Genomic DNA, 20,060 nt, shown 5'->3' on the forward strand with positions numbered 1-20,060 from the left:
GGTTCCATCCGATTCACGAGTTCCGATCCACGAGTCGATTCGCGAGGAGAAGTACGTGCGTTCTGTGCAGACGACCATGAGGACCGCCGTCAGACAGCGGGTGCTGGGGGCGGCTCTCGTGTCGGTGGTGGCCGCGGCCACCCTGACCTCATGCGCCGAGGAGCCGAAGGACGCGGAGGGCAAGGGCGGCAAGAGCATCACCGTAGGGCTGACCTACACCCCGAACATCCAGTTCTCGCCCTTCTACGTGGCCGCCGAGAAGGGCTACTACAAGGACGCCGGGCTCAAGGTGACACTACGTCACCACGGCGCCGCCGAAGACCTCTTCGGGGCGCTGAAGTCCGGCAAGGAGGACGTCGTCTACGCGGGAGGCGACGAGATGCTCCAGGCGCGCGCCTCCAAGAATCTGCCGGTCGTGGACATCGCGACCTTCTACCAGAAATATCCCGTGGGTCTGATCGTGCCCAAGGAGTCCGACATCAGGAAACCGGCCGATCTCAAGGGCCGTAAGATCGGAACGCCCGGCCCCTTCGGCGAGACCTATTTCGGTCTGCTCGCCCTTCTCAAGGAGGGTGGACTTTCTCCGAAGCAGGCCAAGATCCAGAACATCGGATTCACCCAGCAGGCGGCCCTGACCGGAAACAAGGTCGAGGGCGTGATGGGCTATCTGAACAACGACGCCATTTCCTTCGAGGAGGCCGGTAAGGCGGTCCGGGCGATTACGCTCGACTCCGGGGACAAGGGCGATCCGCTGGTCGGGGTCGGTCTGGGCGTCAAGAAGGACGTGCTGGACAAGCGCGGCGACGACATGAAGAAGTTCGTCGCGGCGTCGCTGCGCGGGCTGCGCTACGCGATGGAGAACCCGGACGACACCATCAAGCTCAGCGAGAAGTATGTGCCGGGCCTGCGCGGCGAAAAGCAGGCGAAGAACGCGAGGGCGGTTCTCAAGGCCACGGTGCCGATGATGAAGACGGACCAGGGCGAGGTCGGCGTCAACGACGCGCAGACCTGGACCCGGATGGCCGATTTCATGTACGACCAGGGGCTGCTGGAGAAGACGGTCACCCCCGAGGACGCGTACGACAACGGCTACCTGCCGAAGTCCTAGGTTCCGTCGTCAGTGCTCGGCCGCCGCGCGCCGTCGCAGCGCGGCGGCCACCCTGGCCTACGGGGTGACGACCACTCGGTGGACCGGGGTCTCCGAGGCCCGCTTCAGTGCCTTCTCCACCTCGTCCAGTCCGTACCGCGCCGTCACCAGGCGCTCCAGGCGGGCCGCCAGCGTGCCGCGTCGCAGCAGTTCGGCCGCCGTGCGCCAGTCGTCCGGCTCGTGGCTGAAGGATCCGGTCACGGTCAGCTGGCGGCGGTGCACCTCGTAGCCCGGCAGGTCGGCGGGCGGGCCGTCCGGGGCGCCGCCGAAGAGGACGATCGTGCCGCCGTCCGCCACGGCGGTCAACGCCGCGGCGATGCACTCGGCGCTGGCGATCGTGACGAACACGACGTCAGCGGCGGCCAGTTGGTCGATGTCCTCGGGGCGTACGACCGCGTCGGCGCCCGCCGCCGCGACCGCCGTCGCCCGCTCCTCGTCGCGCTCCACCACCGCGACCCCGCGCGCCCCCAGCTCGCGGGCCACGGCCAGGTGGAGATGGCCCATGTACCCGGCCCCGATGACGGTCACCCGGTCCCCGGCCCGAAAGGCCCCGCGGCGCAGGGAGTGGACGACGCAGGCGAGCGGTTCGCCCATGGCGGCGACCGCCGGGTCGGTGTCGCCGACCGGCCAGACCCGGGAGGCGGGGAGCACGATGTGGTCGGCGAGTCCGGTGCCCATGGCGATCGCGCCGTCCGCCTCGCGGACCCGGCCCTGGAGGGCGACGCAGATGGCGGACTGGCCGCGGCGGCAGGCGCGGCAGGCGCCGCAGCGGGGGAGTCCGTCGAGGGTGACGAGGGAGCCGACGGCGGGCATGTCCTCCAGGGCGGCGGCGGTGGCGCCGACGCGCTCGACCCATCCGGAGATCTCGTGTCCGGCCGCGGCCGGGTAGACGGTCATGCGCCCGGCGTACAGGTTGGCCTCCATGGTGCAGATGCCGCATGCCGCGATGCGCACCAGCACGTCCGAGTCCCCGACGGCGGGCACGGGTATCCGGCGTAACTCGACCTCTCCGGCCGCGGTGATGACCGCCGTGCGCAGGGGAACAGCCATGTGATCAGCCGGCGTCCTCGGCGTACGAGGCCCGCCGGTACGTCCACCAGATGATGGCCGCGCCGACCGCCGCGGCGATCGCCCCGATCACGGCGGCGACGTGCATGGCGTGCACGAACCCCTGGTCGGCGAAGTCGGACAGCCGCGGCATGCGCAGCCGGCCCGCGATGAGCCGGGTGGCCTCGGGGGACTCCTCGGCGGCGTCGGCGGCGCCCGGCGGCAGGCCGTCCAGCTTGGGGCTGATCTCGCCGCGGTAGACACCGGCCAGGATGGAGCCGAGGACCGCGACGCCGAGGACGCCGCCGATCTGCCGCATCGCGTTGTTGACGGCGGACCCGGCGCCGGTGCGGTCGGCGGGCAGGACCGCCATGATGGCCTCGGTGGTGGGGGCCACGGCGGCGCCCATGCCGAGCCCCTGGAGGATCAGGAAGACCCAGAACAGGCCAAGGCCGCTGTGCTCGTCCAGGAAGACGTACGCGAAGAAGCCGACCGTGGCGATGAGCATGGCGACGGTGACGACGCGGCGCACCCCGAACGCCCGCACCAGCTTGGCCGAGAGCGGCGCGCCCAGCAGCACGCCGATCGCGACGGGGGCGATGGACATGCCGCACTCCAGCGGGGTCTGCCCGTGGACGCCCTGGAGATAGAAGCTGGTGTAGTACATCGAGCCGTTGAGGCCGAAGAAGGTCAGCATCACGGCGACGCTCGCGCCGGTGAAGCGGCTGTTGCGGAAGAGCCGGACGTCGAAGCTGGGGTTGGCGACCCGCAGTTCGACCAGGACGAACACCAGGACGAGGACCGTGCCGACGGCGAACGCGCCGAGAATGGCCGGATCGTTCCAGTCATTGCGGTGACCGCCCTCGATGACGGCCCACACGATGGCGAAGAGGCCGATCGTGGAGAGCACCACGCCCAGCGGGTCGAACTTCTGCCGCACCTTGGCGCCCGCGCCCGGCAGGAACACCAGCGAACCGGCCACGCACAGCACGACGATCGGCACGTTGACGAGGAAGACCGAGCCCCACCAGAAGTGGTCGAGCAGCGCCCCGCTGAGCATCGGCCCCGTGGCGATCGCGATACCGCTGGAGCCGGACCAGATGGCGATGGCGGTCGCGCGGTGCCGCTCGTCGAAGACCTGGGCGATCAGCGCGAGCGTGGCCGGCATGATCAGGGCGCTGCCGATGCCCATCGCCCCGCGGGCGACGATGAGTTCGGTCGCCGAGCCCGCGTACCCGGCCCAGGCCGAGGCGCCGCCGAACACGAGCATGCCGGTGAGCAGCAGATTGCGGTGGCCGTAGCGGTCGGCGAGCACCCCGCCGGTGAAGAGCAGCACCGCGAAGACCAGCGTGTACGAGCTGATGCTCCACTGGAGCTGGTTGGGGCTGGCGCCGAGCCCGTCGTCCGGGTCGGCCAGTGTCTTGAGCGCGACGTTGAGAACGGTGTTGTCGAGCCAAACCGCGAGTTGGGAGAAGACCAGCACCGCGAGAGCGAGCCATTGACGGCCGGTGGGCGACCGCGGGGTGCCGGCCGGTGCCGTGTCGGTGATCGCGGTGTTCTGTGCAGCCATGGGGGCGGCGCCTTTCGGGGACCACTGAAGGGTGGGGGTCCGCGCTCGTACGGCAAGGGACGGCTTGCTGGCTCAAGGCTTGCTGGCTCAAAGAGGAAGTTACCAATCTGCCGAGCCGGGGTGCAGCCCCTTGACCCCGTTCGAGGGTCTTCCCGCGCGGGAGGGCGATGGTATTTACCCGGCTGACGCGCTGTTGAGCCATGATGTTCCTTGCCGTTTCGGCAGATGGCTCGTTACTGTGCCTCGATCGGGGAACGGGGGGTGTCCTTTGAGCCATTTTGGAATTCAACCAAATGACCGTACGCCCATTGAGGGTATCGACGGTATTGACGGCGCGACGGGCACAAGGAGAGCGGTTCGTATGGAGCCGGAAGCCAGGTCGGACAACCTGGAGGAAGCCCTTGGCCAGGCGTTACGGCTGATCGAGTCCGCGGTGACCCACCACCGCCGTAGCGTGCTGGCCTCGGCGACCGCGGAACTGCCGGTGGACGGCGAGGCCGTGGCCGGATGGGCGGCACGGCTGGTTCTGCGCGCCGAGCGTGACGTGATCTGGAGCCTGCCGGAGGTGACCTCCGAGGACCATGCGCGGCTGGTCGCGCAGACGCTCGCACAGCTGTCCGGCAAGGGCGTGCGGACCCGGATGCTGTGCCCGCCGCGGGTGATCCGCGGGGCGGTGTGGCAGCGCACGGTCGGCACGGTGCCGCGGCTGGAGGTGCGGGTGTGCGGATCCGTGCGGCAGGAACTGGTCGCGGTGGACGGCGCGGCGGTGATCGCGCCCGAGCGCTCCCCGGGCGACCCCGGCGGCTCCCGCGCCTCGATGATCCAGAACTCGACGGTGGCCGCGATGCTGCACCGGCTGCTGTGCGGCATGTGGGACACCGCGCTGCGGCCGATGCGGCCGCTGTCGTTCGAGGGCGGGGCGCGCGGCCGGGTGCTGCGCGAGGTGCTGACGCTGATGGCCGAGGGCTACAAGGACGACGCGGCCGCCCGGAAGCTGGGGCTCTCGGTGCGTACGTACCGGCGCTACGTGGCCGACATCATGCGGGACCTGAACGTGGAGTCGCGCTTCCAGGCGGGGGTGCGGGCCGTGCGCGCGGGGCTCATGGAGGCGGAGCGTGACTAGGCGACTGCTGTGACGGGTAGTCGGGTTCCGGCTGATTTGCGCGGTCTGTGGGTATCGCCGTGGCAGCTTGCTGCAGATTGGGCATCCTGACCTTCCGGTAACCGGCTGCGCAGTGCAGCTTTATGACAGCAGTGGTTGTCGTCCGGTTGGGTTCACGGGCGGTGTGACAGGTAGTGGACTCTGGGCTTGTCGGCCCCGGAAGCGGCGCATAGCGTCATCGGCAGTCGTCGCTTTGCCCATGCCGAAAATGGAGGTGCGCGGTAATGGCCGCCATCGTCGAAGAGCGTCGGGAAACCATCAAGGAAATCGTCACGGATATCCTTGAGATCGACCCGGACGAGGTCACCGAGACCAGCCTCTTCAAAGAAGAGCATGACGCCGATTCGCTGCGTGCCATTGAAATACTTGCGGCGCTCGAAAAAACGTTCAACGTCGTCATCGACCAGGCCGAGCTGGGCCGGATGGTGAACCTCAAGGGCGTCTACGAGGTCGTTTCCGACGCGGCCGGCTGGTGACAGGACCTTCGGCGGACTCCTCGGAAGGCAGAGCGATATGCGTGGTGAGTCGGGTCGCAGGGTAGTCGTCACCGGCCTCGGGGCGGTGTCCGGCATCGGCGTCGGCACCGCGGAATTTCTCGCCGGACTGCGCGCGGGGAAGAGCGCGGCACGGCCGGTCACCGCGTTCGACACCGAGGGTTTCGAGCATGCGATGGCATGCGAGGTCCCGGACTTCGAACCCGGGCGGTGGATCCGCAATCTGGACATCGAGAACCTCGGCCGGGCGAGCCAGTTCTCGGTGGCGGCTGCCCGCATGGCGGTGGCCGACGCCGGTATCGCGGAGGACGCGCTGCGTGCCCTCCCCTCGCTGATCTCCATCGGCACCACCGACGGGGAGTCGGGCGATCTGGACCAGCTCGTCGAGACGGAGGTCGATCTCGGGCCCGAGCGGATGGACCCCACCGTCGCCCGCCGGGTGCCCGCCGGGCGGCTTTCGGCCGTCATCGCCGAGGAGTTCGGCTTGAGCCGGACGGAGGCGGTCACCCTCCCCACGGCGTGCGCGGCCGGCAACTACGCCATCGGCTACGGCTACGACGCCATCCGCGGCGGGGACGTGGAGATCGCCCTGTGCGGCGGCGCCGACGCCCTGTGCCGCAAGACCTTCACCGGCTTCTACCGGCTGGGCACCATAGCGCCCGAGCGCTGCCAGCCCTTCGACAAGGACCGCAAGGGCATCCTCACCGGCGAGGGCGCGGGCGTCCTGGTGCTGGAGAGCCTGGAGTCGGCGCTGGCGCGCGGTGCCCGGATCTATGCCGAAGTCCTCGGCTACGGCCTCAACTGCGACGCGGACCACGCCGTCGCCCCCAACCAGGACAGCGTGGCCCGCTGCATGCGGCTCGCCCTGGACGACGCCCGGATCAAGCCGGAGGAGGTCGACTTCATCTCCGCGCACGGCACCGGCACCAAGGCCAACGACATCACCGAGGCCCGCGCCATCCGCCAGGTCTTCGGCGACGCCGCCCCGCCGCGCACCGTGTCCATCAAGTCGATGATCGGCCACTCCATGGGCGCCGCCGGGGCGCTCGCCTCGATCGCCTGCGCGCTCGCCCTCACCGAGGGGTTCATCCCGCCGACCATCAGCCACGTGGAGACCGACCCGGAGTGCGGTCTCGACGTCGTACCGAACGAGGCGGTGGACGCCGAGCTGAGGGTCGTACAGAACAACGGGCTCGCCTTCGGCGGCAACAACGCCGTCGTGATCTTCGGCAAGCGTGGCACGGACTGGACATGACGACATGAGTCAGCTGGTGACCGGCGCGGGCGCCGTGGTGAGCGTGGGCGAAGGCGTCGACGAGGTCTTCGCGGCCCTGTGCGCGGGCACCAGCGGACTCGGTGAACTGCGCGGCTTCGACGCCGGCCGCTACCGGGGGCGGCACGCGTACGAGATAGACGACCGGCCAGGACCCGGCGCCGATGTGCCCGGCCGGGCCACCGCCTGGCTGCTGCGCGCCGTCGGGGAGGCGGCGCGGCAGGCCGGGCTCGGCGAGGACCTGAGCGGGGTGCCGGTCCTCGTCGGCACCGGGCTGCGCGAGCTGCGCTCGGCGGAGCTGGCCTGGCGCGACGGCACCGCGTTCGACACCGGGGCGCGGCTGCACTTCGGCACCGCGCTGCGCGAGCGGTTCGGCGCGGTGCGCACCCACACCTTCGCGGGGGCCTGCTCGGCCTCGCTGTACGCGCTGGCGCTCGGCAGCGACCTGCTGGCCACGGGCGCCGAGGACACCGTCATCGTGGCCGGTGTCGACACCCTCACCGAGAGCATGTACGGACTGCTGGACCGGGTGAACGCCGAACCGCCCGACCGGGTCCGGCCGTTCGACCGGGAGCGCCGCGGGGTCCTGATGGGCGACGGCGCCGCCGCGGTGGTGCTGCGCCGGGAGGAGTCCGGCGCGCGCTCCGGCGCGCTCGGCAGGCTGCGCGCCGTCAGCATGAACTGCGACGCCCGCCATGTCACCGCGCCCGACGCGGGGGGCATCGTGCGGGCGGTGCACGAGGCCCAGCAGCGGGCGGGCGTCACCCCCGGCGACATCGACCTGGTGCTGCTGCACGGCACCGGTACGCAGCTCAACGACAGCGCGGAGGCGACCGCCATCGCCGAGGTCTTCGGCCCCGACGTGACGACGCCGCTGATGACCGCGATCAAGTCCATGACCGGCCATACGTCGGGAAGTTCGGGCCTGGTCAGCGTGATCGTCGCGCTGAAGTCGCTGACCTCGGGCCGGGTCCCGCCGACGCTCGGCCTCACCGATCCGCTGCCCGAGGCGAAAGGCTTCCGCTTCGTCCGGGAGCCGTCCGACGCCGAGGCGCTGCGGTTCGCCCAGATCGACGCGTTCGGGTTCGGCGGGGTCAACGCCGTCGCCATAGTGGAGAGGGCGACCCCATGACCGGCACCGTCGTCGTCTCCGGGGTCGGGCTGGCCCTGCCCGGCGCGGACACCCCGGACGCGCTGTTACGCGGCGCGCACGCCCCTGGGCGCGCGCTCCAGCCGTTCGACACCGGCGCCCGCATCGGCCGCCGCGGACACCGCTACAAGGACCGGGCGACCCAACTCGCCCTGTGCGCCGCGCTCGACGCGCTACGCGACGCCGCCCTCGTCCCCGCGGAAAGCTCCGACGGCGAGACGCTGACCGTGCCGGGCGACACCGTCGGCGTGGTGGCCAGCTCCAACCTGGGCAACCTCGACACCGCGTGCCTCACCGCCGCCGCGATCGCCGAGGACTCGGCCCGGTCCTTGAGCCCCATGAGCCTGCCCAACGCCTCCAGCAATGTGATCGCCTCCTGGGTCGCGATCCGGCACGGGCTGCGCGGCCCCAACCTGATGCTGTGCAACGGGCCGACGTCCGGTCTCGACGCCGTCCACTGGGCCGCGACGCTCGTGGCCGCGGGCCGCGTCCGCCGCGCCCTGGTGGTCGGCGTCGAAACCCACAACGCCGTCGTGGCGGACCTCCTCGCCCGGCCGGCCGACGACCTGCTGGACGGCGCTGCCGCCCTCGTCGTGGAGGGCGCGCGCTGGGCGGAGGAGCGCGGGGCGCGCGCCGTCGCCGTCCTGGGGCCGTACGAGCGCCGGGCAGGGCTCGCGGGCTGTGTGCGGGCGCTGCTGCCGGAAGACGGCGACGGGCCGGGCGTCTGGTTCACCCCGGAGCGCTACGAGGAGCCCACCGCCGACGCACCCGTGTCCCCGTCCGTACCGCGGCACGACCTCACCACCGCCTTCGGCCGCGCCTCCGGCGCGCTCGGCGTCCTCCAGTGCGCCGCCGCGGTCGGCTGGCTCGGCACGGCCGGGGCCGATGCCGGGGCCGGTACGGGCGAGGCGCTGATCACCAGCGGCGACGACACCGCGGACGCCGTGGCCGGGCTGCTGCTGCGCGGGCCGGGCGAGCGCCTTTCAGAGGTTTCAGAGGTTTCAGCGATGTCTGTGTTTTCTGCGAATTCTGCGAAGTCAGCCATGGAGTGCACCTGATGAGAGCCGCCGTTCCGCCGATGTCGACGAAGGCCCTGCTGGCCGACACCACCACGGTGCGGCTGCGTCCGCGGTACGAGGGTTCCAACATCTGCACGTGGATCGGCTTCAAGCACGTCAACTATCTGATCGAGGAGGCGGTGCTGGTCCACTTCGCCCGCAGCGGGGCGCCCGCCCGCCGGCTGTACGAGGAACACGGCCTCGGGCTGGACATCGTGGCGCTGGACAGCCGCATCCTGCACGCCTTCCACCTGGACGACGACGCCGAGGCCGAGGTGGTACCGCACACCTCCGACGGCGACACGGCGCTCGCCTTCCGGGTGACCCTGCGGGTCGTCCGCGACGGCTCCATCCTCAAGGCCGTCACCGCCGACGTCCGGGTCTCGCTGCGCGCCGACACGTATCTGCCGGGCCCCGCCGAACCGCCCGGCGAGTTCGGCCGGTTCACCGTGGACCGGCTGGGCGAGGGGGTGCCCGCCGAGCCGCGCCCGGCCGTGCCGGACGGTGACGAGCGGGCCGTACTGGCGGCGCTCACGGAGGGCCGTAACGCCCACGCCTGGAAGTGGAACATCACCTACCCCTACTGCCACTTCACCGAGCGGCTCCAGATGTCCGGCTATCTGCGACTGATGGAGGAGGCCAAGGACCGCTTCGTGAAGTCGCGTGGCATCTCCATCAAGACCCTGCTGGACGACCGCCGGTGGATCCCCGTCGTGCCGCGCTCCTGGATACGCATCACCGACGAGGCGCTGATGGAAGAGGACCTCTACACCGTCTACACGGTGGAGGAGATCTTCAAGGACCTCACCTACACCGCCCGCATGGACTGTTACGTGGTCCGCGACGGGGCGCTGACCCTCACCGCCACCGGCGGCATCGTGCACGGCTACGCGCTGATCGAGAACCGCCGCGACTGGCATCTGGTCCCCTTCGACCAGCGGGTGCTGGACGCGCTGGCCGGAAAGCCGAGCGGCACCTGATGGACGACATCACGGTCACCGGAGTGGGGGCGCTGTCGCCGCTGGGCACGGGCGTCGACGCCTTCTGGCAGGGCATGCACACCGCGCGCACCGCCCCGTCCCGGGTGCCCGATCCTCTTGCCCGCATGGACCATCCGCGGATGTATCTGGTGCCCGAGGCCGAGGTGCCGGACGGCCCCGTGGAGTGGGAGGGGCTGCCGCTGGGGCGCGGCTCGCGGTTCGCGATCGAGGCGGCCCGGCAGGCGGCCCGGGACGCGGGGCTCGCGGAGCCGGGGAGCGTCGACCCGCGCCGGGTGGCGGTCGCGATCAGCAGCGGCATGGGCGACACGGAGCTGCACGAGGCGTGGTGGACGGGCCGGGCCCCGGACTCCGCGCGCTGGGCGCCCGTGTTCCCGGTCGCCTCGGCGGTCGGCGGCCTGCTCGGCGCGCGGGGGGCCAACACATGTGTCAGCAACGCCTGTTCGGCCAGTGGTTACGCGCTGTCCGTCGCCGCCGACCTGATCCGCTCGGGCGAGGCGGACGTGGTGTTCGCGGGCGGCGCCGAGGCGTACTCCCGGGTCGCGCTCGCCTGTTTCAACCGGCTGGGCGCCATCGACCCCGAGCGCTGCCGCCCGTTCGCCGCCGACCGGCGCGGCACGGTCTTCGGTGAGGGCGCCGCCGTACTGGTCCTGGAGTCCGCCGCGCACGCCCGCGCGCGGGGCGCCGGGCCCGGCTACGCCCGCCTCGCGGGCACCGGCTGGAGCTGCGACGCCCACCACGCGACCGCGCCGGAGCCCGGGGGCGGGCAGATCGAGCGCGCGATACGGGAGGCGCTGCGCGAGGCGGGCGGGGGCGAGGTCGGCTTCGTGGTGCCGCACGGCACCGGCACCGACCTCAACGACGTGGTGGAGAGCCGGGTGCTGGCCGCGGTGGCTCCCGACACCCCGCTCTACAGCCTGAAGGCGCTCATCGGTCACACCGGCGGCGCGGCGGGCGCGTTCGCCGCGCTCTCCGCGGCCCTGATGCTGCACCACCGCACCCTTCCGCCGAACGTGCCCGTCGGCGCTGCCGATCCGGAGTGCGCGGTGCCGCTGCCGCCGGTGAGCACCCCGCTGAACGGCGGCCACGGGCTGGTCAACGCCTACGCCTTCGGCGGCAACAACATCTCCCTCGTCCTCGCGGAGGCCCGCTGATGGCTGCGCTGATGGACCTCGTGCTGACGGATCTCGTGGTGACGGGCGTGGGCGACGTGGAAGCGGACGGCTTCGACTTCCGTGACGAGCTGGGCCGCCGCGGCTACAAGTACCTGCCCAGCGCCTCCCAGTACGTGCTGGCCGCCGCCAAGCGCGCCCTCGCCGACGCGGGCGAGGACGCCCTGACGGCGGCCGAACCGGAGCGCCGCGCCGCCGCGGTGGGCACCAACAGCGCGGCCGTGTCCCTGCACCACGCGATGGACCGTACGGTCGTCGGGGCGGGAGCCGGTGAACTGAGCCCGGTCACCGCTCCCTACTTCTCCATCAACCTCTTCGGCAGCCGGCTGGCCACCGAACACGACCTCAAGGGGTTCAACCTCACCCTCACCAGCCCCCGTGTCGCGGGCCTGGAGGCGCTCCAGACCGGTGCGCGCGCCGTCGCCGCCGGGCGCGCCTCCCGGCTGCTCGCCGGTGCGACCGAGGAGGCGCTGCCCGAGGGCGAGCCGGGGGCGGACACCTCGGAGGCCGGTGCCGTCGCGCTGGTGCTGGAGCCCGCGGCGGCCGTCGCGGAGCGCGGCGGACGGGCGTACGGGCGCGTCGGGGTCCGTACGTTCTTCCTGCCGCCCGCCCTCGCCGCCTCGGCCGACGGCGCCGGGGAGGCCGCGGAGGCGCTGCGGGACGCGCTCGCCGCCCTCGGCCACCGGCCGGGCGCCCCGCTGACCGTCACCGCCGTCCTGGACTGCTCCCCGGTCGGCGAGGCGGTCGCCGAAGCGCTGGGCGAGGACATCGAACGCGTCCCGGCGGGCGCCGGCTGCCTGGCGCCGATGGCGCGCGTCGCGGCCGCCCTGCGGAGCACCCGGGACAACATCCCCGTCCACGCACACGCCGTCGTCACCGCGGCGGCCGAGGGAAACACCGCCGTCTGCCTGGTCACCCCGGGCGGATCCGGCGGCACGGAAGCGAGCAGCCGATGAGCGGACGACGCGAACCACGGAGGGCGAGCGGCCGATGATCACCTCACTCGACGGATCCTGGTGCCTGGTCCTGGGCGCCTCCAGCGGCATGGGCCTGGCCATCGCCCACGAGATGGCCCGCGCGGGCGTCCATGTCCTGGGCGTCCACTTCGACACCACCGAGGGACAGCAGAAGGCCGCGGTCGCCCAGGAGGAGATGCGCGCGCACGGCGTCGAGGCGCACTTCTTCAACGCCAACGCCGCCTCCGCCCGCACCCGCGAGGAACTTCTGCCCCGGTTCGAGGAGCTGACCGGCGGCAAGGGCATCCGCGTCCTGGTCCACTCCCTCGCGTTCGGCACCCTGTTGCCGTACGTCGCCCCCGACGGCGAGGACAGCCTCACGTCCCGCCAGATGAACATGACGCTCGACGTGATGGCGCACTCGCTCGTCTACTGGACCCAGGACCTGTTCACCGCGGGCCTGTTGCGCCGGGGGTCCAAGGTGTACGCGATGACCTCCGCCGGGGGCACCCGCGTCATGCCCCACTACGGCGCGGTCTCCGCCGCCAAGTCCGCCCTGGAGTCCCACGTACGCCAACTCGCCCTGGAACTCGCCCCCTCGGGCATCGCCGTCAACGCGCTGCGCGCCGGGGTCACCCCGACCCCGTCCATGGAGCGCATCCCCGACAGCGAACGCCTCGCCGCATACGCCCGGGACCTCAACCCGCACCGGCGGCTCACCCGCCCGGAGGACGTGGCCGAGGCCGTCTCCCTGCTGTCCCGCACCGACTCCTCCTGGATCACCGGCAATGTGATCGGTGTGGACGGCGGTGAACTGCTCACATGACGGACCATCTGCTGATCGAGAGCGGCGGCCCGCAGACCGGGCCCGCCTGCGAGCGTTTCGTCGGCGACGCGGCACGGCTGGCCGGGGACGGCCACCGGGTGGTGCTGTTCCTCGTCGAGAACGGGGTCACCGCCGCCCTCCCCGGCGCCGCGCCCGCCATCGGGGCCTTTCTGCGTGACGGCGGCGAGGTGTGGGTGGACACCTTCTCGGCCGCCCAGCGCGCCCTGCCCGCCGCCGACCTCGCCCCCGACGTCCGCATGGTGGAGATGGACGACGTGGCCGCCAAGCTGCTGGAACCCCGGGTGCGGGCGGTGTGGCACTGATGGCCCGGCCCATCCCCGCCACCGACGTGCTGCTCAATCTCTTCGGCGCGCCCCACCAGAGCGACCTGGTCACCTCGGCGCTGCGGCTGGCCACCGCGCTGCTCGACCGCGGCGCCCGGGTGCAGATCTGGACCTGCGGCGACGCCACCGGACTGACCAGCGCGGCGCTCGGCGACACCAAGCCGCGTGACCTCACCGACCTGGAGCGCCGCCACCCGTCCACCGCGCTGATCGTCCGCGATCTGCTCGCCGACCACCCCGACCGGCTCTACTGGTACGTCTGCCGCTTCTGCGCCGACGACCGGGGCGCGGCCGACCAGATCCCCCAGGTGAGCAAGCGCTCCCCGTTCCTGTTCGCCGAACACGTCAAGGCGGCGGACAAGGCCCTGGTCATGGGGGTGTGTTGAACCATGCCGGACGAGGTGACGCCGGAGCGGGCGCGCTGGCTGCTGATCATGGAGAAGGCGTACCGCGGATCGGTCGAGACGCAGTTCGCCGACGCCCTCTACGTCGTCCCCGATCTGCACCGGCAGAGCGGCGGGGGCTGCGATCTGGCGCTGCGCGGACCCGCCGTCGGCTACGCCCTGCGCACCGACCGGCCGCAGCCGCCGCTGCGCCTCGGCGGGCGCACCCTGGACACCCTGCCCGACCCGCGCGCGTCCGTGACGAAGGTGCTCGACGCCGGGGTGACCGTGCTGGTCGAGCGGCCCGACCTGGCCGCGCTGGGGCGCACCGCCGCCGACCGGCTGCTGCCCGGCGTCCAGGTGATCGAGGCGCACGGACTGGCCGCGCGATGGCCCTCCTACGAACAGGTGTGGTTCCTGTGAGCACCCCGTCCGGCCTCCGGGCCACTACCGAAGGAGTATCCGCACCCATGGTCAACGCTCCCGCCGCGGTCCGCCCGGTCATCTCCGCCTGGACCGCCGTATCGCCCCTGGGGCTGCGGGCCGCGGACTTCAGCAGCGGGCTGCGGTCCGGCCGCGGCACCGGGAAGCCGCTGGACCCCGAGGAGTGGTCGGTGCCGTTCCGCGAGGCGTGCCTCGTCCCGGACTTCCACATCCGGGAGATCCTCGGCCGTAAGAACACCCGCTCCATGGACCGGGTCACCGGTCTCGCCGTCACCGCGATCCGCCACCTGCTCTCCGGCGAACAGGAGGGCACGGGCGGCGGCGAGGGGGCGCAGCGGCTGCCGGGCGTCGGCGAGCACACCGGTATCGCGCTCGGCACCAGCACCGGAAGCGCCCAGTCCATCATGGACTTCACCCGCGACTCGCTCGTCGGCGCCAAGCCCTTCTTCGTGGACCCGGCACGGTTCCCCAACACGGTGATGAACTGCGCGGCCGGGCAGTCCGCCATCTGGCACGGCCTCAAGGGCCCCAACACCACCATCGCGGGCGGCAGGGCCGCCGGACTGCTGACCCTGCGGTACGCGCTGCGGCTCCAGCGCGCGGGGCGCGCCCGTACGGTGCTGTGCGGGGCGGTCGAGGAGTTCACCTCCGCCCGCGCCTGGCTGGAGTGGCACACCCGCGCCGACGACGACGCGTCGGCGGTGCTCGGCGAGGGCGCCGCGGTGTGGCTGCTGGAGACCGCCGACGAGGCCCGGGAACACGGACGCGGCGGGCTCGCCGAGGTCGAGGGCGTGGAGTTCGGCTTCGCCGCGGATCCGGCGGCGGCCCGTACGGTGCTCGCCGACGCCGTCACGCGGCTGCTGGACCGTACCGGCACCGCGCCCGGCGACGTACGGGCCCTCGCCGACGCCCAGGCGCCCGGCGCCGAGGGCGAGGCCGAGCGCGGCGCGCTCGCCGACGTCCTCGGCGGCCACCGGCCGCTGCGGGTGGCGCCGGCCGACGCGATCGGCGACACCTGCGCCGCCTCGGCGGCCTTCCAGATCGCGGCCGTCCTCGCGCTCGCCGAGCGCGGGGAGCTGGCCTCGGGTAGCCCCGCCCTGGTCACCACGGTCGACCGGGACGGCGTGGTCGGCGCGGCCCTGCTGCGGACCCGGTGAGGGGCCGATGAGTACGGCGAGCGCTCATGGGGTGCGCACGGCGCTGGTCTTCCCGGGACAGGGCGCCCAGAAGGCGGGCATGGGGCGGGCGTGGCGGGACACCGGGTCCTGGCCGCTCGCGGACGAGATCTCCGAGCACACCGGCATCGACGTCGAGGAGCTGCTGCTGACGGCCGACGACGACACGCTGCGCCGCACCGACCTGGCCCAGCTCGCCGTCTTCGCGTACCAGGTGATCGTCCACCACGAGGCGGCCGCCGCCGGGCTGCTGGGCGAGCCGGCGGCGTACGCCGGGCACAGCCTCGGCGAGTACACCGCCCTGTACGCGGCGGGGGCGCTGCAGCTCGCCGACGCGGCGCGGCTGGTCGCCGCACGGGGCCGCGCCATGCGCCGGTGCGCCGAGCGCTCGCCCGGCACCATGGCGGCCGTCGTCCGGCTCGGCACCGAGGCCGTGGACCAGCTGACCGGCCGGGCGCGGGCGGAGGGTCCTGAGGTCTGGGTCGCAAACGCCAACGCGCCCGGCAACCTCGTCGTCTCCGGCACCGCCGAGGGCGTCGACCGGCTCGCCGCACTTGCCGCGGAGGGCGGGGGCAAGGTGATCCGGCTCGCCGTCGGCGGCGCGTTCCACAGCCCGCTCATGGCCGCCGCCGCGGACGAGCTGCGCGCGGCGCTGGCCGCCGTGGAGTTCGCGCCCGCGCACACCCCCGTCGTCGCCAATGTGGACGGACGCCCCCACCGCGGCGGCGAGCGGTGGCGGGACCGCGAACTCGCCCAGCTCACCAGCCCGGTGCGCTGGGAGGAGAGCGTCCGGACCCTCGAAACCGAGCTGGGCTGCACCCGGTTCGTGGAGCTGGGACCCGGCCGTCAGCTGACCGGAATGATCCGCCGGATCGCGGCGGGCGCGGCGACCGTCCCGGTCGAGTCGCCCGCCGCGCTCACAGCCCCCTGAAGACCCCCGACCCCGGAAGGAACCCCCATGGCCGACGCCACCGCCGCGCTGGACCTCGACGAACTGCGCGTCTTCGTCGCGGAAGTCCTCGATGTGGAAGAGGAGGAGGTGACCGACGAGGCCGACTTCGTCAAGGACCTCGGCGTCGACTCGCTCATGGCCCTGGAGGTCATGGTCGAGCTGGAGAAGAAGTACGCGGTGAAGCTGGAGGAGCGGGAGATGAAGAGCATCACCACCCTGCGGAAGGTGCACGACCTGCTCGCCTCGAAGCTGGAGAAGTGAGGTGACGGCGACCGCGTGCGGACCCGTCGACGGCGCCGTGGAGGTGGTCGACCCCGGGGTCCCGGGGGAGCGGCCCGCCCGGTGCGTGGCCGTGGTCGGCGGCACGGAGAAGGTGTTCGCCGGTCACTTCCCCGGCTTCCCGATCTTCCCCGGGGTCTGCGTCGTCGAGTACGTCCAGCGCGGCGCCCTCGCCACGCTGCCCGAGCCCGGGGGCGTCCTGGCGGCCGTCGAGTCCGCCCGCTTCCTCGGCCCGGTGTTCCCCGGCTCCACCCTGAGCTGCGAGTTCACCTGGCTACGGGACGAGGCCACGAGCGCGTGGCGCTGCCGCGCCGAGGTCACCACCGAGCGCGGGCTCGCCGCCCGCGTCCGGCTGCGCTTCAGCGCCCCGGCGGACAGGGAGGCCACCCGATGATCACCGTGGACCAGATCAAGCGGGTGCTGCCGCACCGCTACCCCATGCTGCTGGTCGACCGGGTCACCGAGCTGGTCCCGGGCGAGCGCGCCTCCGGCCTCAAGGCCGTCACCTGCAACGAACCCTGGTACGAGGCCGTCCCCGACGACGCGCCCGCGGAGTCCTACCACTACCCCTGGACGGTGCTCCTCGAATCCTGGTGCCATGTGGCGGGGGTGCTGGTGGCGTGGGAGGAGCCCAATCCGGATGTGCTCGACGGCATGGCGATGCTGCTCGGCGGGATCACCGACGCCGAATACCGCCGCCCGGTCCTCCCCGGCGATGTGGTGGAGCACCGCGTCCGGCTGGCCCGGCAGGTCGGGGAGACGTACATGTTCGAGGGGGAGAGCCTGGTCGGGGACGCGACCGTGCTCACCGTCGGGCGGCTGGTGATGACGATGCGTCCGGCCGCCGAACTGAAGGCCCCGGCAGGAGAGGTGACGTAACACCATGTCCGACGCGCACAGCAAGGTGGCCCTCGTCTCCGGCGGCTCCCGGGGCATCGGCCGCGCGACCGTGCTGCGGCTGGCCCGGGACGGCTTCGACGTGGCGTTCTGCCACCAGTCCAGCCCTGAAGCGGCCCGCGCCCTGGAAGAGGAGGCCGCCGGGCTCGGCGGCGGCCGGGTGGTCGGCCGGCAGACGGACGTACGGGACGCCGACGCGGTGCGCGACCTCGTGGCGTTCACCGAGAACCGGCTCGGCCCCATCGACGTGGCGGTGGTGTCCGCGGGCATCGCGCGGGACAATCCGCTGCTGTTGATGAAGGACGAGGAGTGGCGGGGCGTCATGGAAGTCAACCTGGACGGCACGTATCACATATGCCGTTCGGTCGTATTCGGCATGATGAAGCGCAAGACCGGATGCATCATCAACATCTCCTCGGTGGCGGGCGTGCACGGCCATGCGGCACAGTCGAATTACGCGGCCTCCAAGGCCGGGATCATCGGCTTCACCAAATCGCTCGCCAAGGAGGTCGGACGGTACGGCATCCGGGCCAATGTGGTCGCGCCGGGCTTCGTGGAGACGGATATGACGGCGGCGCTGTCCGAGAGTGTGCGCAAGGAAGCGGAGCAGAGCATCCCGCTGCGCCGCTTCGGACGCCCGGAGGAGGTCGCGGACATGGTCGCGTACCTGGTCGGGGCGGAGTATGTGACCGGAGCGGTGTTCCAGGTCGATGGTGGCATTGTGATCTGAGCGAGTGAAGGAACGGGTGGCGGTCGGAGCGATCCGAGCGGTCCCGGTGAAGGGGGACGGACATGACGGCCAGGCGCAGTAAGGTGCCGCGCTTCTATTTCAACTTCCGCAGCCCGTACAGCTGGATCGCCTACCGTGATCTGATGGACCGCTTTCCGGACATCGCACAGGCGGTCGAATGGCGCCCCTGGTGGGAGCCGGACGCGGACGGTGAGCGCCGCATGGCCGAGCACGGCCGGTCCTTTCCGTACACGGCGATGTCACGCGACAAGCACCTCTACATCCTCCAGGACGTACGCCGTCTGACCGCCGACCGCGGGCTCGCCGTCACCTGGCCGGTGGACCGGGACCCGGTCTGGGAAGTACCGCATCTGGCGTATTTTCCCGCGCTGGACGCAGGGGTGGGCCCCGCGTACATCGAGCGGATCTACTCGGCCCGCTGGCAGGAGGGCCGGGACGTCTGCGACCGCGAGGTCGTCGCGGACATCGCCACCGGCCTGGGCCTCCCGGCCGTCGTGGCGGACCGGATGACCGGCGCCGCCGACGACCCGGAACTGCGCGCCGGGCGCGGGCTCCAGGCGCTGCTGGACCTCAGCGGGGACGGGGCGTTCGGCGTGCCGTTCTTCACCCTCGGCTATGACAAGTACTGGGGCGTGGACCGGCTCCCGGCGTTCGCCACGGCGGTCCGCTCCCGCGCCGCACCGCCCTCCGCCCCCCTCGATCCCGGGCTGCCGGCCGACGCGGACTTCGCGGCCGCCCGGTCCGGCGACCAGGGGCACGCCGGGGGCTGCGGTTGACCGCCCCTACCCCCGCGTAGCCGTCATCCTTACGTACCCGCCCCGCTGCCCCACCGCACGGCCCGACCGAGACGAGACCGCCCTGACCGCCGACGGACACTCCACCCCCTCCCGGAGGACGCCGATGCCCGAGCCACCCCGGACGCCGGAGCGGCCACCCTCGCCGGTGTCCCGCGCCCTCTCGGTCGCGGCGCTGCCGATAGCCCCGCTGTACGGGGCCCAGCTGGCGTACCTCGCCTTCCATCCGCGCGACCGGACCCAGCGGGAGCACCCCCGGGACCACAGGCTGCCCTGCACCGATCTGGAGATCCCGTTCGGCCGCCGGAAACGGGTGCACGCCTGGCTCTGCCCCGGCTCCGCCGAGAAGGTCGTGGTGCTCGCGCACAGCCTGGGCGCGGGCAAGGACCACAGCCTCGGCCACGCCAAGTTCCTGCACGACGCCGGGTACACGGTCTGTCTGTTCGACCACCGCAACCACGGGGCCAGCAGCGACGACCGGGCGCTGTTCGGGCTCGGCGACCGGTTCGCGAGCGATGTCACCTCGGTGGTGTCCTGGCTGCGCGGGAAGCAGGGGTACGCCACGGCGCGCATCGCCGTCTACGGCTTCTCCTTCTCCTGCTTCTCGGCGATGTGGGCGCTGACCCACGACGGGTTCGAGTTCGACGCGCTGGTGTGCGACAGCGGCCCGGGGCACGACGTCCCGCCGCTGCTGCGCAAGTACCTGGAGGCGGAGGCGCTGCCGATGCCGCCCGCGCTGAGCGGCGAACCGGCCCGTTCCGTGGTCACCCGGGCCCTGTGCGCCCTCGGGCCCGCCATGCTGCGCGCCCAATGGCCACCGCCCGCGACCGGCAAGTTCGCCAAGATCCCACTCCTGTTCATGTCGGGCGAGCACGATGCGATCGTGCCGCCCTCCTCGGTGGACGCGCTGGCCGAGCGCTATGCGCAGGCCGAGACGCACGTCCTCCCGGGAGCCGAGCATCTGCTCGGGCTGCAAAGCGATCCCGAAGGCTACGCGAGCGTGGTATTGGACTTCCTCAAGCGGGCTCTGGGATAGCAACGTGACCGTCCCCGCCGGACGACAACTTCTGAAGAGGGAAGAGAGAGCATGCAGAAGGTGCTCATCGCCAATCGTGGCGAGATCGCTGTCCGTGTTGCCCGTGCCTGCCGGGATGCCGGGATCGCGAGCGTAGCCGTCTACGCCGATCC

24 protein-coding genes are annotated in these 20,060 nt (G+C 72.2%); 22 read left to right on the forward strand and 2 right to left on the reverse strand.

The features are described 5' to 3' along the window. Positions 1-55: 55 nt before the first annotated feature. Positions 56-1,108 (forward strand): ABC transporter substrate-binding protein, encoded by a 1,053-nt coding sequence (locus ACH4SI_RS39295; RefSeq protein ID WP_398304819.1) that lies wholly within the window; start codon positions 56-58, stop codon positions 1,106-1,108. A gap of 57 nt (positions 1,109-1,165) precedes the next feature. Here the strand turns inward: ACH4SI_RS39295 and ACH4SI_RS39300 are convergent, their stop codons facing one another. Both ACH4SI_RS39300 and ACH4SI_RS39305 read right to left on the reverse strand, forming a co-directional pair. Next, positions 1,166-2,197, reverse strand: coding sequence for a zinc-binding dehydrogenase (locus ACH4SI_RS39300; RefSeq protein WP_398304822.1), 1,032 nt, complete (start codon positions 2,195-2,197; stop codon positions 1,166-1,168). Between the two features lie 4 nt (positions 2,198-2,201). Beyond that, positions 2,202-3,764: an MFS transporter gene (locus ACH4SI_RS39305; protein ID WP_398304825.1), complete on the reverse strand. Its 1,563-nt coding sequence runs from the start codon at positions 3,762-3,764 to the stop codon at positions 2,202-2,204. Between the two features lie 361 nt (positions 3,765-4,125). Here ACH4SI_RS39305 and ACH4SI_RS39310 point away from each other — a divergent pair, with 361 nt between their 5' ends. The 21 genes from ACH4SI_RS39310 to ACH4SI_RS39410 form a co-directional block, all read left to right on the forward strand. Further along, entirely contained in the window at positions 4,126-4,887 is a 762-nt protein-coding gene (locus tag ACH4SI_RS39310; protein ID WP_398304828.1) for a LuxR C-terminal-related transcriptional regulator, read from the forward strand. Positions 4,888-5,150: 263 nt separating this feature from the next. Further along, positions 5,151-5,402, forward strand: a complete 252-nt coding sequence (locus ACH4SI_RS39315) for an acyl carrier protein (RefSeq protein ID WP_398304831.1) — start codon at positions 5,151-5,153, stop codon at positions 5,400-5,402. 37 nt (positions 5,403-5,439) lie between these two features. Continuing rightward, positions 5,440-6,675, forward strand: a complete 1,236-nt coding sequence (locus ACH4SI_RS39320) for a beta-ketoacyl-[acyl-carrier-protein] synthase family protein (protein WP_398304834.1) — start codon at positions 5,440-5,442, stop codon at positions 6,673-6,675. Positions 6,676-6,679: 4 nt separating this feature from the next. Further along, positions 6,680-7,825 (forward strand): beta-ketoacyl synthase N-terminal-like domain-containing protein, encoded by a 1,146-nt coding sequence (locus tag ACH4SI_RS39325; RefSeq protein ID WP_398304837.1) that lies wholly within the window; start codon positions 6,680-6,682, stop codon positions 7,823-7,825. Continuing rightward, positions 7,822-8,901, forward strand: coding sequence for a beta-ketoacyl synthase N-terminal-like domain-containing protein (locus ACH4SI_RS39330; protein WP_398304840.1), 1,080 nt, complete (start codon positions 7,822-7,824; stop codon positions 8,899-8,901). Before ACH4SI_RS39325 ends, ACH4SI_RS39330 begins: the two co-directional genes overlap by 4 nt. Then, positions 8,901-9,881, forward strand: coding sequence for a hypothetical protein (locus ACH4SI_RS39335; RefSeq protein WP_398304843.1), 981 nt, complete (start codon positions 8,901-8,903; stop codon positions 9,879-9,881). Before ACH4SI_RS39330 ends, ACH4SI_RS39335 begins: the two co-directional genes overlap by 1 nt. Continuing rightward, positions 9,881-11,053, forward strand: coding sequence for a beta-ketoacyl synthase N-terminal-like domain-containing protein (locus ACH4SI_RS39340; RefSeq protein WP_398304846.1), 1,173 nt, complete (start codon positions 9,881-9,883; stop codon positions 11,051-11,053). The genes ACH4SI_RS39335 and ACH4SI_RS39340 overlap by 1 nt, the downstream gene beginning before the upstream one ends. Continuing rightward, positions 11,053-12,027, forward strand: coding sequence for a beta-ketoacyl synthase N-terminal-like domain-containing protein (locus ACH4SI_RS39345; protein ID WP_398304849.1), 975 nt, complete (start codon positions 11,053-11,055; stop codon positions 12,025-12,027). The genes ACH4SI_RS39340 and ACH4SI_RS39345 overlap by 1 nt, the downstream gene beginning before the upstream one ends. Positions 12,028-12,061: 34 nt before the next feature. Continuing rightward, on the forward strand, positions 12,062-12,853 hold the full coding sequence (locus ACH4SI_RS39350; RefSeq protein WP_398304852.1) for an SDR family oxidoreductase: 792 nt from the start codon (positions 12,062-12,064) through the stop codon (positions 12,851-12,853). Continuing rightward, positions 12,850-13,176, forward strand: a complete 327-nt coding sequence (locus tag ACH4SI_RS39355; RefSeq protein ID WP_398304855.1) for a hypothetical protein — start codon at positions 12,850-12,852, stop codon at positions 13,174-13,176. The genes ACH4SI_RS39350 and ACH4SI_RS39355 overlap by 4 nt, the downstream gene beginning before the upstream one ends. After that, positions 13,176-13,583, forward strand: coding sequence for a hypothetical protein (locus tag ACH4SI_RS39360; RefSeq protein WP_063735258.1), 408 nt, complete (start codon positions 13,176-13,178; stop codon positions 13,581-13,583). Before ACH4SI_RS39355 ends, ACH4SI_RS39360 begins: the two co-directional genes overlap by 1 nt. Positions 13,584-13,586: 3 nt before the next feature. Continuing rightward, a complete protein-coding gene (locus ACH4SI_RS39365) occupies positions 13,587-14,003 on the forward strand; it encodes a hypothetical protein (RefSeq protein WP_398304858.1) in 417 nt (138 codons plus the stop codon). A gap of 47 nt (positions 14,004-14,050) precedes the next feature. Next, complete coding sequence (locus ACH4SI_RS39370) at positions 14,051-15,181, forward strand: beta-ketoacyl synthase N-terminal-like domain-containing protein (RefSeq protein ID WP_398304861.1); 1,131 nt, start codon at positions 14,051-14,053, stop codon at positions 15,179-15,181. A 7-nt stretch (positions 15,182-15,188) separates the two neighbouring features. After that, positions 15,189-16,130, forward strand: a complete 942-nt coding sequence (locus ACH4SI_RS39375; protein WP_398304864.1) for an ACP S-malonyltransferase — start codon at positions 15,189-15,191, stop codon at positions 16,128-16,130. Between the two features lie 27 nt (positions 16,131-16,157). After that, a complete protein-coding gene (locus tag ACH4SI_RS39380) occupies positions 16,158-16,412 on the forward strand; it encodes an acyl carrier protein (protein WP_398304867.1) in 255 nt (84 codons plus the stop codon). Between the two features lies 1 nt (position 16,413). Beyond that, positions 16,414-16,824, forward strand: a complete 411-nt coding sequence (locus ACH4SI_RS39385; protein WP_398304870.1) for a 3-hydroxyacyl-ACP dehydratase FabZ family protein — start codon at positions 16,414-16,416, stop codon at positions 16,822-16,824. After that, positions 16,821-17,309: a 3-hydroxyacyl-ACP dehydratase FabZ family protein gene (locus tag ACH4SI_RS39390; protein WP_398304874.1), complete on the forward strand. Its 489-nt coding sequence runs from the start codon at positions 16,821-16,823 to the stop codon at positions 17,307-17,309. The genes ACH4SI_RS39385 and ACH4SI_RS39390 overlap by 4 nt, the downstream gene beginning before the upstream one ends. Before the next feature lie 4 nt (positions 17,310-17,313). Next, complete coding sequence (gene fabG, locus ACH4SI_RS39395; protein ID WP_398304877.1) at positions 17,314-18,057, forward strand: 3-oxoacyl-ACP reductase FabG; 744 nt, start codon at positions 17,314-17,316, stop codon at positions 18,055-18,057. Positions 18,058-18,119: 62 nt separating this feature from the next. Beyond that, positions 18,120-18,854 carry a 2-hydroxychromene-2-carboxylate isomerase gene (locus ACH4SI_RS39400; protein WP_398304880.1) on the forward strand — a complete coding sequence of 245 codons (735 nt, stop codon included), beginning with the start codon at positions 18,120-18,122 and terminating at the stop codon, positions 18,852-18,854. Between the two features lie 124 nt (positions 18,855-18,978). Further along, positions 18,979-19,908 carry an alpha/beta hydrolase family protein gene (locus tag ACH4SI_RS39405; protein ID WP_398304883.1) on the forward strand — a complete coding sequence of 310 codons (930 nt, stop codon included), beginning with the start codon at positions 18,979-18,981 and terminating at the stop codon, positions 19,906-19,908. A 51-nt stretch (positions 19,909-19,959) separates the two neighbouring features. Next, positions 19,960-20,060, forward strand: a 101-nt coding sequence (locus ACH4SI_RS39410) for a biotin carboxylase N-terminal domain-containing protein (protein WP_344316556.1), incomplete at its 3' end; no start/stop codon positions are given.

Source organism: Streptomyces sp. NPDC021212, from assembly GCF_044332925.1.
Taxonomy (GTDB): domain Bacteria; phylum Actinomycetota; class Actinomycetes; order Streptomycetales; family Streptomycetaceae; genus Streptomyces.

Bases quoted from the DNA above. Each gene is read 5' to 3' on its own strand.
- ACH4SI_RS39300 (WP_398304822.1), bottom strand. From the start codon at position 2,197: ATGGCTGTTCCCCTGCGCACGGCGGTCATCACCGCGGCCGGAGAGGTC.
- ACH4SI_RS39305 (WP_398304825.1), bottom strand. From the start codon at position 3,764: ATGGCTGCACAGAACACCGCGATCACCGACACGGCACCGGCCGGCACC.
- ACH4SI_RS39310 (WP_398304828.1), top strand. From the start codon at position 4,126: ATGGAGCCGGAAGCCAGGTCGGACAACCTGGAGGAAGCCCTTGGCCAG.
- ACH4SI_RS39315 (WP_398304831.1), top strand. From the start codon at position 5,151: ATGGCCGCCATCGTCGAAGAGCGTCGGGAAACCATCAAGGAAATCGTC.
- ACH4SI_RS39320 (WP_398304834.1), top strand. From the start codon at position 5,440: ATGCGTGGTGAGTCGGGTCGCAGGGTAGTCGTCACCGGCCTCGGGGCG.
- ACH4SI_RS39325 (WP_398304837.1), top strand. From the start codon at position 6,680: ATGAGTCAGCTGGTGACCGGCGCGGGCGCCGTGGTGAGCGTGGGCGAA.
- ACH4SI_RS39330 (WP_398304840.1), top strand. From the start codon at position 7,822: ATGACCGGCACCGTCGTCGTCTCCGGGGTCGGGCTGGCCCTGCCCGGC.
- ACH4SI_RS39335 (WP_398304843.1), top strand. From the start codon at position 8,901: ATGAGAGCCGCCGTTCCGCCGATGTCGACGAAGGCCCTGCTGGCCGAC.
- ACH4SI_RS39340 (WP_398304846.1), top strand. From the start codon at position 9,881: ATGGACGACATCACGGTCACCGGAGTGGGGGCGCTGTCGCCGCTGGGC.
- ACH4SI_RS39345 (WP_398304849.1), top strand. From the start codon at position 11,053: ATGGCTGCGCTGATGGACCTCGTGCTGACGGATCTCGTGGTGACGGGC.
- ACH4SI_RS39350 (WP_398304852.1), top strand. From the start codon at position 12,062: ATGATCACCTCACTCGACGGATCCTGGTGCCTGGTCCTGGGCGCCTCC.
- ACH4SI_RS39355 (WP_398304855.1), top strand. From the start codon at position 12,850: ATGACGGACCATCTGCTGATCGAGAGCGGCGGCCCGCAGACCGGGCCC.
- ACH4SI_RS39360 (WP_063735258.1), top strand. From the start codon at position 13,176: ATGGCCCGGCCCATCCCCGCCACCGACGTGCTGCTCAATCTCTTCGGC.
- ACH4SI_RS39365 (WP_398304858.1), top strand. From the start codon at position 13,587: ATGCCGGACGAGGTGACGCCGGAGCGGGCGCGCTGGCTGCTGATCATG.
- ACH4SI_RS39370 (WP_398304861.1), top strand. From the start codon at position 14,051: ATGGTCAACGCTCCCGCCGCGGTCCGCCCGGTCATCTCCGCCTGGACC.
- ACH4SI_RS39375 (WP_398304864.1), top strand. From the start codon at position 15,189: ATGAGTACGGCGAGCGCTCATGGGGTGCGCACGGCGCTGGTCTTCCCG.
- ACH4SI_RS39380 (WP_398304867.1), top strand. From the start codon at position 16,158: ATGGCCGACGCCACCGCCGCGCTGGACCTCGACGAACTGCGCGTCTTC.
- ACH4SI_RS39390 (WP_398304874.1), top strand. From the start codon at position 16,821: ATGATCACCGTGGACCAGATCAAGCGGGTGCTGCCGCACCGCTACCCC.
- fabG (WP_398304877.1), top strand. From the start codon at position 17,314: ATGTCCGACGCGCACAGCAAGGTGGCCCTCGTCTCCGGCGGCTCCCGG.
- ACH4SI_RS39400 (WP_398304880.1), top strand. From the start codon at position 18,120: ATGACGGCCAGGCGCAGTAAGGTGCCGCGCTTCTATTTCAACTTCCGC.
- ACH4SI_RS39405 (WP_398304883.1), top strand. From the start codon at position 18,979: ATGCCCGAGCCACCCCGGACGCCGGAGCGGCCACCCTCGCCGGTGTCC.